The sequence below is a fragment of the Phytoactinopolyspora endophytica genome (assembly GCF_004138495.1).
GTDB lineage: Bacteria > Actinomycetota > Actinomycetes > Jiangellales > Jiangellaceae > Phytoactinopolyspora > Phytoactinopolyspora endophytica.
In genome coordinates this window covers 80865-83444 of the sequence record NZ_ML142851.1, presented here as the reverse complement: position 1 = coordinate 83444, position 2580 = coordinate 80865, and the positions used below count along the sequence as shown (strand labels likewise).

Sequence of the window (2580 nt, the reverse complement as noted above, 5' to 3'; positions counted from 1 at the left end):
GATCCGCCCGGGCATCCCCACGTCGCTCGATGTCATCACCGACCGCTCGGTCGGCAACGCACGCCGGCACCACACGGCACCCCTGCACTCGCCGTTTCAGATCGCCGCCGAGCTCGGGGCCGGTCCCCGAACGGACGAGTTCGTCATCCCGGGACCGCCTCCGGACCGCCCGGCCGCGGTGTCCAACCGGGCCGACGAGATGAGCAGCCCGTACCTCGCGTCCACGACGGCCGCGGCAGTGCCACCGGGAACGTCCAGGCGGGATCGACGCCGTACCAGCCGTCTCAACCGCTTCCTAGGGGTCATCGGAGCGGCACTGCTGCTGGTCGGCGCCACTCTTCTTGGGTTGCAGCTCATGTTGAGCGCGTTCGATTCGGACGACGACCGGGCGGACACCAACGGGCCCACGGAGGATGCCAGCGATCCGTCCACACCCGACGATGAGCCCAGCGAGGAGGCTGAGCTGACACCTCTCAGCCTGGCCGCCGCCGACTACTTCGACCCGTTCGGCAGCACCCCAGAGAGCCCTGACCAGGTCGGCAACGCCATCGATGGTGACCCGGAGACCATCTGGCACACGCTCAACTACTACGCCCCGTTGGAGGACCAGAAGGAGGGCGTGGGGCTGTACGTCGACCTCGGTGATGAACACGCTGTCTCCGAGATCGGGCTCGCGCTGCTCAACTCGGGCGCCTCCGTGGAGATCTACGCGGCCGAGGAAGGCGCGTCTCAGCCGCCTGCCGGTATCGACGAATGGGTGCCGATTGATGGACAGGAAGATGTCGGCGAAGAGCTGACCCATACACTTGATGAGGCCGTCACAACCCGCTATGTCTTGGTGTGGTTCACCCGGCTACCGCCGTACGACGGCAACTACCGAAGTGGTGTGGCCGAGGTGACCATCTTGGGCACAGAGGGAGGTTCGGATTGACCGGCGAGCCCGCCGCATACCAGGAGAGCGACGACGATCTCCTGCAACGCCACATTCGTGGCGATCACGACGCGTTCGGTGAGCTTGTACGTCGGCATCAAGACCGACTCTGGGCCGTGGCACTGCGCACCCTGGGAAACCCCGACGACGCCGCTGACGCTCTTCAGGACGCGCTGATCAACGCCTTCCGGCGGGCGTCGTCCTTCCGTGCCGAGTCGGCCGTGACGACGTGGTTGCATCGCGTCGTCGTGAACGCCTGCCTCGACCGCGTCCGGCACTCCGCGGCCCGCCCCGCCGACCCCACGCCGTTCGACGGCACCGAATCGCCGGCTGTCACCGCAGCGCTCGATCCTGGGCCGGACCCGTCAGATCGCACTGCGGTCCGGCTCGATGTCGAGACGGCGTTGGCGTCGTTACCGGACGATCAACGCGTACCGCTCGTCCTGGTCGACATGGAGGGCTATCGGGTCGCCGAGGTCGCGGAGATGCTCGGTCTTCCGACCGGAACGATCAAGAGCCGGTGCGCGCGCGCACGAGCTCGACTGCTCCCTTTGTTGTCTGCAGAACAATCTCGCTCTGGCGAAGGGAACCAACGAGGCGGGGGCCGCGTCTCACCTGAGACCGCCAATGAACAAGGAGGTGAGCGTCGGTGACGCCTGCTGACCGGCACCCTCCTGAGTACGTCCTGGCCGAACTGGCTGAGGGCGTTCTTGAGGACGACGCCTCCATGGTGTCTGAGCACGTTCACGGCTGCGCGTCCTGCCAGTCCGTGGTGAGCCGGCTGACCGAGGTGACCGGGCTGCTGCGCGCCGCCCCGGATCGGTTGCCGATGCCCTCGCACATCTCGGAGCGGATCAATGCGGCGCTGACCGAGGAGGCGATCGTCGCCACGGCGGCCAGGGAGCGTGATGAACAGCAGGCATCGGTCACGGACTCCCAGGCGAGCAGTGGCCCGGTGGCGTGGTTCCGCCGGAGGATGCCCGTCGCATTGGCGGCGGCAGCCGCTACAGCTCTTGTCGGCCTGGTGGGATACTCGCTCGTAAACGACGATTCGCCGCCCGATATGACCACCAGCGGTGGAAACATGCCCGACGAGGAGTCGGACGACGCTGACACAGATGTGGACGAGGACCGGGGTGAGTCGGACACCGCAGTCGGAGCTCCGCCGAACGAGGATGACGAGGCCGAAGAGGACGCTGGTGCGGCCGAGGATGACCAAGGGGCTGCGGAACCGGAGGCGTTCTCGGAGAACATGCTCGCCCAGGCGGTCATCGATGTATGGGAACAGCGTGACGAGGTAGAACCAGGCTGTGGACAGGTGCTGGCCAGTGAGCGCGGTGCTGACCTTGCCGGCAGCGCCGAGCTTGGCGGCGAGATCCTGGTGGTGCTCGAGGACGACGAGGATTTGACCGGCTGGATCGTCAACGAGTGCGGCTCCGCCCCAGGACACGAGACGCCGGACGTCGCGGTTGCTCATCCTGAGCAGTGACACGGCTACGCGCTCCGTCTCGGTTGCTGAGCCTAGCTAGTAGGGTGGGAATTCCCGGCGCCCAGGATCCGTTGGGGCAGGTGGAGACGTCGAGAGCACCCGCGGAGGGCACGAACGTGAGCGACATTCGAAACGTCGTGATTATCGGTTCCGGTCCAGC

3 protein-coding genes are annotated in these 2580 nt (G+C 66.7%); all 3 read left to right on the top strand.

Features of this window, described 5'->3' with window-relative positions:
* Positions 1-931, top strand: a 931-nt coding sequence (locus ELR45_RS34685) for a discoidin domain-containing protein (RefSeq protein WP_165367527.1), incomplete at its 5' end; no start/stop codon positions are given.
* Positions 928-1584, top strand: coding sequence for an RNA polymerase sigma factor SigM (gene sigM / locus ELR45_RS06305; protein WP_129664408.1), 657 nt, complete (start codon positions 928-930; stop codon positions 1582-1584). The genes ELR45_RS34685 and sigM, both read left to right, overlap by 4 nt.
* On the top strand, positions 1581-2420 hold the full coding sequence (locus ELR45_RS06300; RefSeq protein WP_129664406.1) for a hypothetical protein: 840 nt from the start codon (positions 1581-1583) through the stop codon (positions 2418-2420). Before sigM ends, ELR45_RS06300 begins: the two co-directional genes overlap by 4 nt.
* The last annotated feature ends 160 nt before the right edge of the window (positions 2421-2580 follow it).